At 43.7% G+C, this 9,351-nt stretch carries 5 protein-coding genes; 4 read left to right on the forward strand and 1 reads right to left on the reverse strand.

The features are described 5' to 3' along the window. A partial coding sequence (locus ACEW8O_RS04480) for a BBE domain-containing protein (protein ID WP_373493425.1) occupies positions 1-360 on the forward strand: 360 nt, incomplete at its 5' end. Between the two features lie 38 nt (positions 361-398). After that, on the forward strand, positions 399-914 hold the full coding sequence (locus ACEW8O_RS04485; protein ID WP_373493426.1) for a hypothetical protein: 516 nt from the start codon (positions 399-401) through the stop codon (positions 912-914). A 757-nt stretch (positions 915-1,671) separates the two neighbouring features. Here ACEW8O_RS04485 and ACEW8O_RS04490 read toward each other — a convergent pair. Then, positions 1,672-4,785 carry a transglycosylase domain-containing protein gene (locus ACEW8O_RS04490; protein ID WP_373493427.1) on the reverse strand — a complete coding sequence of 1,038 codons (3,114 nt, stop codon included), beginning with the start codon at positions 4,783-4,785 and terminating at the stop codon, positions 1,672-1,674. 196 nt (positions 4,786-4,981) lie between these two features. On the opposite strand from ACEW8O_RS04490, the gene ACEW8O_RS04495 reads away from it, so the two are divergent. Together ACEW8O_RS04495 and ACEW8O_RS04500 are read left to right on the forward strand one after the other, a co-directional pair. After that, entirely contained in the window at positions 4,982-5,128 is a 147-nt protein-coding gene (locus ACEW8O_RS04495) for a hypothetical protein (RefSeq protein WP_373493428.1), read from the forward strand. 230 nt (positions 5,129-5,358) lie between these two features. Beyond that, positions 5,359-9,351 (forward strand): two-component regulator propeller domain-containing protein (locus tag ACEW8O_RS04500; RefSeq protein ID WP_373493429.1); only part of this gene is annotated, 3,993 nt, incomplete at its 3' end.

Here is a 9,351-nt window from a genome sequence, read left to right on the forward strand (position 1 = left end):
GAAATCAGTCCCTATTCCATGATTTTATTTAATGTGATGAAGGGAGCAGTTACCCGGGTGGGCCCGGAAGAAACCCCCTTCCCCTACCGGGGTAAACAATGGTATTTCGATATCACCCCACAATGGCTGGATCCTGAAGAAGCTGACCATCTGATTGCATGGACCAGGTCTTTTTGGAAAGAAGTTGAGCCCCATACCCACGGGACTGCTGTAAACTGGCTGGCCGATGACGACGGTTTAGATCGGATCAAAGTGGCCTACGGACCGAGTTATTCCCGCTTGGCCAAACTAAAGCACAAATATGATCCTGAGAATTTCTTTAGGCTAAACAATAATATACTGCCCAATATGAATGGGTAAAAGTTCAATTCAAAAATATGTGCTAAAATTATAACAACATGAAAAATCAACTTAAAATTTCAGCGATTCTTACCAACGAATTTGGGTTAAGAAACATTTTCCTTACCATGTTAATGGGGATCCTATGTTATCCGGTCTTTGGCCAAATGAGTGAAACAAAAACTGAAAATAAACCCATGGTTAATTCTTTGCGCACGGGAACAGGGGAGGTGATATCAGTCCATGGTATCCAACTTAAATCGGATATAAACACTTCAGATTTCGAAAAATGGGTAATTGAATATTGGAATCCTGCTATGGAAGGTGTATTTCCCGGGGTTAAGAGCTTCATTACTATGGGAGACAATAGAGGAGATGCAATAGGGAAATATGCTTACGTGCTTATTTTTGATTCTCTTAAAACAAGGGATGCATACCTTCCTGAAGCAGGGAAACACTCCGATTGGTTTAAGGAAATTTATTACAGCCCCAATAGATACTTGTATGAAGAGTTATTCGAATTTGTTGAATCAGAGGCATTTTCCAAATATTCTTCATGGGTGGTTCTTAGGTGAAATAGCATGGATTAATGAAAGATGGATTGACGAATATTGGAACTTGGAATGGCAGGATTTAATTCCTGGTTTCCAATCCTATGTCGCCAAGAGAGAACAGGATTATTCATACTTCTTGGTATTTAATTCCAAAAGAATAAAAAACCCAAATCTCACATATTCAGACAAAAACACAGAATGGTATAGGGAATTGATCTATTATTAACCTACCAAACATCTTTATGATGAACTGTTTGAATACATCGAGATAAATCCGTTTTTCGATAACAGGAACTGGATTGAAATAAAATGAGAAAGAAGGGAGGAAATTCAATCTAGAAAGTTGACTTTGGGGAGGAACCTGGGTTCTTTTCCATCAAATTTTAGTATTGCATTTATCCATTGAATTCGGGTTTTTCGATTATAAATAAATCAAACTAAATCAACCAACAGTACAGCAATAGTAAAATAGAATGATCCAAAAGGTTGTTTAAGAATTATTTTAGTCGGGTTTTTTCAATAAGTGAATCATTAAAACAAAGTTTTTACCCATGTACCATATTTCATTTTGTGAAGTATGGCACAAAGTAAAAAATGTCAATAAGAGACGTGCCCTGGCGCAACCACTACGACCGCTTGCACTTGCATACCAACAAAAGGGTTTCCAATTTGCCCTATAAAAGATTTGACAGTACCATACCCCGATATCCAAGTCGGCTACAAGTGGTAGATTCAATTCACAAATGTATTTTTAATCATGGCAATAAGTTGACCTGACTCAATTGCTATCCGGGTTTTCAATGAATCTGATAGCAGGGCCTTCCTGGAAGTTTTCAGACATTAGATGAGGTAATTGGCCATCAATAAGCGGCTGTAATTCTGGCGCAAGATAACGTAGCAACTGCGCAGGCAGCGAGCTTGTGAAAGCATGACCTGAAGCTTCACGGCCTGAAACATATACGGTAATGGTACCGAAAAAATGATCACCAATGAAAAATACAAGTGTTGAGGTACGGTTCAAGGCCCTTGATTCCAGCAACGTGCCCCTTGGCCCGAAAACCTGGATGCGATTATTCCCGGTACCGGTTTTAGCACCGACAGTCAAAACCTCGCCCTCTGATGTTTTCATAGTACCGGCAACTCTGCGTCCAGTACCCTGTTCCACAACATTGACCATCGCATCGTGCACCACAGCTGCTACTTCGGATGAAAGCACACGCACACCTCTGGCAGGCTCACGTTCCATAACCGTTTCGTAGGGTGTGCCAAAGGCAAAGTGTAGGTTTTCCATACGGGCCATTGGCATTCTAATGCCGTCATTCAGTATGATGCCAACCAGTTCGGCAAGAGCACTTGGTCTGTCGGCAGAAGAGCCTATGGCTGTGGCGTAGGAGGGTACCAGAGAAGGGAAAGGATAACCCACTCTCTGCCATGCCCGGTGCATCTCAGCAAAAGCGTCTTTTTCGATTACCTGCCAAATCCGGTTGTCCTGGGCTCGTTTACGATTGAGTTTGAAAAGCCATCCGTACACTTCCTTGCGGACGTCAGCGCTTGCTTCTATCCAGTCGGTCCTGCTGGCCCTGGGATTATGATAGAGATAGGAAACAAGCCATAATTCGAGCGGATGGACACTGGCCAGGTATCCGCGGTCCTGCCAGTTGAGTGGTTCAATGCCGGCCCGGTTGAACGCGACGATCTCGTCCAGGACGGCAGGTTTTGGGTGAATATCCCTGATGGCAAGGAACTGTTCCATTGAAGCTTCGGGCCGGATGGAACGGAAAATCCAGGCTGCACGCCTAGGATTGGTTTGGCGGTCTTTCAGTGCTTCGCTGATCAGTTCATCTCCATTTTTATCTCTGTATTTACGGTAAAACTGATCCATGAACTGTCGCCCTTCCATATCGGCAAAGCGGGATAAATACTCCATGCGGCCCGGGTGGTGAGGATCGTCGAGCACACTGGTGGGGTTGCCCGGCAGAGACCCGGCGTAGTAATTAACAATGTCCCTCATCAGCCGGATAAAGGGAAGGTTAACAGAGTGGTTAAAAGCCTCGGCTACAGTCATCATCCGACCCTCGTGTTTGCCGTCGAAGTTACTGAATGTATGCACCCCGCCACCGGTAAAAAAACGCTCAGCTGTGCTTGCGGAATATTTGCGCTGCAGTGCCGCTTCAAGTAATTGCCGCCTGGTTGCATCAGAATGATTTGCCAAGTAATCAAGGGCCCAGCGGTTGATCGCGTTTCTTCCGGGAACTTGAATTTGCCGGAGTTCCACTGGTGTGACACCTGCATAAGTCTCATAAAGGTCGCTGATAATCTCAAGATAATTTATGAGCACCCTAAGTTTGGCTGTGGATCCCAGCTCGAGCTTTGTACCGCTGTTGATGTTTAGGGGATTGTCGACATTGTCAGTCTGAACACGAAGTAAATTGCCCCGGGACGTTCTTTCATAAAGTACCACCGCATAATTAATCTTTTCCGGGTCACCGGAAATAAGCCGCCACCCTTCGAATCCTGTCTTTCGGATAAATTCGGGATCATGCAGCTGCTGAAGCACTTGTGTAACAGCCTGCTGCACCTCTTTGTTAAAAGTGGTTTGAACAGTTAGATCGAACCGATCGAGATCGTAGAGGCTGTTGACCTGAAGCATATCCAGCAGTTCTGTGCGGACAGCGTTGGCATCCTTACGGTCTATAAAGGAGATAACGGCCTGCTTTGGGGCAACCCGGCGCAGATCTGTGCTCACCTGGTATTCAGGGTGATGCAGATCGGGGGAAATCACCCCTTCACGCAACAGCATTTTCGAGTAAATATCCGTCAGCCGGTTCAGCTGCAGGAGGCCTTCCGGCGTTGTAAGGTAATAGGAGGGGCGCCTCTGGGCAAGAAACAGGCTGAGTACACGTCGGAAAATTTCAGATCTTACTTCCTGTTCTTCTTCTGTCAGATCATCTGCATGGGCAAAAAGAAGGCTATTGTAATCTTCGAACCCGATGCTGTACCAAGCCCACATACCATCGCCCAAACCGATTACTTCCCCAAAACCGGGAATTGCGGCAAGCGGCAGCGCATTGAAATAGTTGAGTACGATACTTTTCCGGGACTCAAGTGTTTGCTCCCCGCCAAGATAGCTCCGGAACGAAGCAGACAACATCTGGCGGATTTTTTGCGCGACATTTTCTGTGATTCCCTCCGGTGAGTGGCGCACTTTTTCAAGCTGTGTGGCAAGTGTACTTCCTCCCGGCACCCGCCGCGGGCTGCCGATCTTGGACAGGGCTTTTTCCATAGCCGCTTTCCCAAGCCGGTTCCAATCAATGGCGGGATTCATATATGGATTGCTAGGGTTGAGCAGTGTGCGGTTTTCAATAAATAACAGCGTTTGGACAAGTACCGGGGGAATATCATTATAGCTTTCATACACCCTGTGCGGAAATCTGTTCATATAGATCTGTTCTCCGTCATCAGCCAGTAAGGTTAGCCCTGCCTGGTTTTTCTGATGATAAATCGGGTGGATGCCGGATTTTGTCAGCTTATGCATCCGGTCAGAAACCCGGGCCTGTGCATTAACATGATATCCGCGACCTGAAAGGGTTGTAATAAATTGAGGTAGTTGGGCATACCCAAGCCTCAAATCGTATGGTCCGCGGGTGGGAGACAATGGTGTGGCTGCCGGGCCTGCTTCGGTATGAAAAATCAAATCCCTGGAAACGGAGGAAAAGTACCATGCCTGCATTCTCGAAGTGTGTACTTCGAATAATGCGAGCATTGTAATCAGGAGTAGAACTATGGCAATAAAGACCCATAACTGATACTTGGGTCTGCTAAGGATCAGTTTCCAATGCGCCGTCACTCTTTCACCAAACGACTTTTGCAATCTCTCAAACCCGGTTAACATTTTTCAGCAACTACGCTTAAATTAATGTATCTGTAAAAGCTCTCAGGAGTTATTTTTCGTGCTAATCTTATAGCATGGTCACACCCCTCCTCAGAAAAGATTTCCTAAAAGCTTGATTATTAATAGTTTAATTTTGATGAAAAGGTACTTTTTTTTTTAGCTCGCTGCCTTTTTCTTTTTTATAAATATACCGCTTTTGGAACTGAAATCAGCCTTTTGGGGAAGTTTTTCCATCATGGAAATTAATGAAATACTGATGGAGGCGGCAATGAAAATCCCGTGTCACAAAATCAAGAGAGCCACTGTGGATGCCGGTTTGAAATTAATCAAACATTATATCTAAAGGGTACAGTAGCATTTAAAAAGGAGGGGGATTTATAATTTTTCTTCAAATATATTATAGGATATTCATTTTATTTTTTTGTATTTTTAGTAAAAAGATTTGATCCAAACCTAGATCATTTAGTCATTCTATAATAATTGAAAGCCAACAAAATGGGATTGACGAAGAGATTCAAATTTTTTTAATGTTTTCCTTTTTCAATTCGTTCTTAAATTAACCAATTATCAGCGATGAAATTTAGCTCCCTATTTCTTTTATTGGTTTTGCTTCCCTATTTATCATGTCTTAAGGCACAAACAGACTGGTCTTTTGAGCATTTATCAGAACAGGACGGACTTTCGCACAACAGGATTTTAAGTATTTATCAGGACAGGGAGGGTTTTATCTGGTTTGGTACATGGGAGGGACTGAACAGGTTTGACGGGTACACTTTTACAGTATTCCAACCAGATCCGGACAAAGCATCGAAAACCCTAAGCCATAACGTTATTTCCGATATAACAGAGGACAGAGATGGACAGTTGTGGCTGGCTTCCCGTGGAGGCGGTTTAAATCATATTGATAAAAGAAGCGGTAAAGTAACTACTTACCTGCTGGATTCCATAGGCGACCATTACTGGAATGCCCTGACTGATATTTTTATAGACAGCAATGGAGATTTCTGGGTTAGTGGGGCCGGGGGATTAGCCAAATTTGAATTAGGAAACCGTACTTTTACCTGTTTCCCTTCCCCGGAAGAAGAAACGATGATTGTGTCCGTAGCGGAAGATCCTATGGGTAGGTTATGGGCCGCTTCACCGGGAAAGTTGTATCATTTTGACCGTAATTCCGGAAAATTCATTCCTTTCTCATTGGGTTCTTACCCGTCTGTGAGAATCACTTCACTGCATGTTGACAAGGAGGGTATTCTTTGGGTGGGTACCAATGGGGATGGGCTATTTCGCTTGGATACCCGAAGTCCCTCTCCCCAGCTTAGTCCATATAATCCCGGGGGGCTAATTAATAAAATTATTAATGGGACTCTGGGTAAACTATACGAAGACAATTCGGGATTTATATGGCTGACTACCACTAACGGGTTACAGCGCATAAATAAAAAAACGGATGAGGTTCTTACCTTTAAGTCCGATCCCCTTTATTTAGGAAGTTTAAGCAACAATACCGTGGAATCAGTCCTGATGGACGATAAAGGTCACCTTTGGGTGGGCACCACCAATGGCATCAATAAATGGAAAGCCAATAATAAAGATTTCCGGTCTTTCCAGATAAAGCCTTCCCCTGATCTTTTTCATTTGGATGAAAATAACATTACTCATCTTGTAGAAGATGAAAAGGGAGTATTATGGCTGGGGAATTCGGGTAAAACAAGGGATTCCAAAATACCAGGTGGAGGATTGTTCCAATTTGACCCAATACTTAACGAGTTCGGTAAAATCAACCTCCCCTTTGCCGGTTCATCAGGAATGTCCAAAAACCAGTTCTTTGTCCCTTATCAGGATCACAGTGGTAATATGTGGATAGGAACGGATGAAGCATTATTTGGCCGGGAAAAAGGAACTGACAAATTCATCCGGCACCCTACTGAAGTTCGGGTGCAGATTATAGCAGAAGATCAATCGGGTAATTTATGGTTTGGCGGCACCAAGGGAGGCTACATTTTCCAAGGAGCCCTTGTAAATTTTGATCCGGAAACTAAGGAATTTACTTATTACTGGTACGATCCGAAAAATGAAAGGGGATTAAATTTCCACAATATCAGCTCAATAATGGTAAGTCAAACCGGGGACATTTGGGCTGCAACTCCTGGCAGAGGGATCAACCGTTTTGATCCCAAATCGTCAAAATTCACCTTTTACAGACCCCAACATCCAACTGAAATTGGAAGTATAACGGATAAAGACATCAGGGCCATTTACGAAGATTCCCGTGGCATAATTTGGGTGGGGACTAATCAGGGAGGCCTCAGCCGCTTTGACGCCGGAACTGAAAAATTTGTATCTTATACAGTCAACCAAGGCTTGCCAAGTAACCATATTGAAAGCATTGTGGAAGACCATCGGGGTAATCTGTGGATAGGAACCAGCAAGGGTCTCTCCCAATTGGATCCAAAAACCATGACTTTCCAAAATTACAGCACCTTGGACGGATTGCCCGGTAATTTTTTTTATCAGGGTAGTAAAAGCCATAAAAATGGAAAATTATATTTTGGAACCACCAATGGTTTCGTGGTTTTTCACCCTGACAGCATCAAGGACAATAACAATCTTCCACCAGTGTATATAACAGGATTGAAAGTATTCGAAAAAAACCTTTTAATACCGACGGAAGAAAAGTTGGAATTACCATTTGATGAAAATTTTATCTCATTTGATTTTGTTGCATTGGATTATACAGCCCCTGATAAAATCCGATATGCTTATCAATTGGAAGGAGTAGATAAGAATTGGGTCCATACAGGGAATATCAGGTCTGCCAGTTATACTGATCTTAAACCGGGAAACTATACTTTCCGGGTGAAGGCTTCCAATAATGACGGGTTATGGAATGAAGAAGGAGCATCAGTCACCATCAGCATCCTTCCCCCATGGTGGGGGTCCTGGTGGGCTTATGTAGGTTATAGTTTCCTTATTCTGATAAGTCTTTTATTGGCAAGGCGAGAAATTGTACGGCGGGAGAGGCTTAATGCCAGTCTGCTTATTCAGCAGGTGGAAGCAGAAAGGCTACGGGAGATGGACACCCTCAAATCTCGGTTTTTTTCCAATATCTCCCACGAATTCCGAACCCCATTATCACTGATACAGGGTACAGTAGAGGATTTTTTACTGCAGGAAAAGCCTTTTGCAGATCGGGCTTTGGGCTATAAGCTCATTCACCGCAGTGCCGATCGGCTCCTTCAACTAGTTAATCAGCTCTTGGACTTGTCACGTTTGGAAGCTGGTAAATTGCACCTTCAACTTAAACCTGGAGAAATCGTGGGTTATTTGACTTTGATGGCTAGTTCATTCTCATCCTTATTTGAAAACAAGGGAATACATTATAAGTTTTTTCTACCTAATGGGTCACTGTGGGTGATGTTCGATGAGGATAAACTGGAGAAGATCCTTTCAAACCTGCTCTCCAACGCCTGCAAATTCACTCCCCCAGGTGGTGAAGTATTACTCGAAATTAAAGAAGAGCGGCACGATTCTGCAATAGCCTGGTTAAGTATTTCCGTCCGGGATACCGGAATTGGTATTTCTAAAGAACTAATATCCCGTGTGTTTGAACGCTTTTTTCAAGCTGACCTGTCTGCGACCAGAACATTTGAAGGAACAGGTATTGGGTTAGCGCTTACTAAGGAACTGGTAGAATTGCAGGGTGGCACCATCACCGTGGAAAGTAAGCCAGGTGAGGGCAGTCTATTTCAAATCCTTCTTCCCTTTCAGTTTATCGAAGTGCCCGAGCCAAACATTCAGAATAAGTTGCCGATCAAAAATAATGAATTGTCGGAGCAGCAACCCATATTTTTATCTGAATCAGCCAATACAAATGAGCATGAACAAAAACCTAAAAAGGATCAAACAAGTGTACTGGTGATAGAAGACAATGCAGATCTCTGTCATTTTATTAAAAATAGCCTTCCGGCTGAATTTGCTATTTATGAGGCAAGGGATGGGAATATAGGGTGGAAAAAGGCATTGGAATTGGGGCCTGACCTGATTATCAGTGATGTCATGATGCCCGGGTTAGATGGGATCAATCTCTGTCAACGGCTGAAGACTGATGTGCGCACCAGTCATATAGCAGTCATTCTCCTGACAGCAAAAGCGGATGTGGAAAGCAAAATGGCAGGATTGGAAATCGGAGCGGATGAATATCTGACCAAGCCTTTCAGCATTAAGGAACTGGAACTTCGGGTACTTAACCAAGTGGCATACAGAAAGCGGTTGAGGGAGCGATTCAGCCGATCTATATCTTTGGTTCCGATCGAAAATGTGGTCCATTCTGTAGATGAGCAGTTTTTGCAAAAAGTGATGGGGATATTGGAGGCCCACGTAGCCGACCCCTCATTTGATCTTTTATTATTCGGCCGTGAACTTGGACTTAGCCGGGTACATCTTCACCGTAAGTTAAAATCACTTACTGATCAATCACCTGGGGATCTGATCCGCACCTTCCGGCTCAAAAAAGCAGCTAAATTAATGGAACAGCAAACCGGCAATATCAGTGAAGTGGCTTATGCA

This window comes from Aquiflexum sp. (assembly GCF_041749095.1).
GTDB lineage: Bacteria > Bacteroidota > Bacteroidia > Cytophagales > Cyclobacteriaceae > Aquiflexum.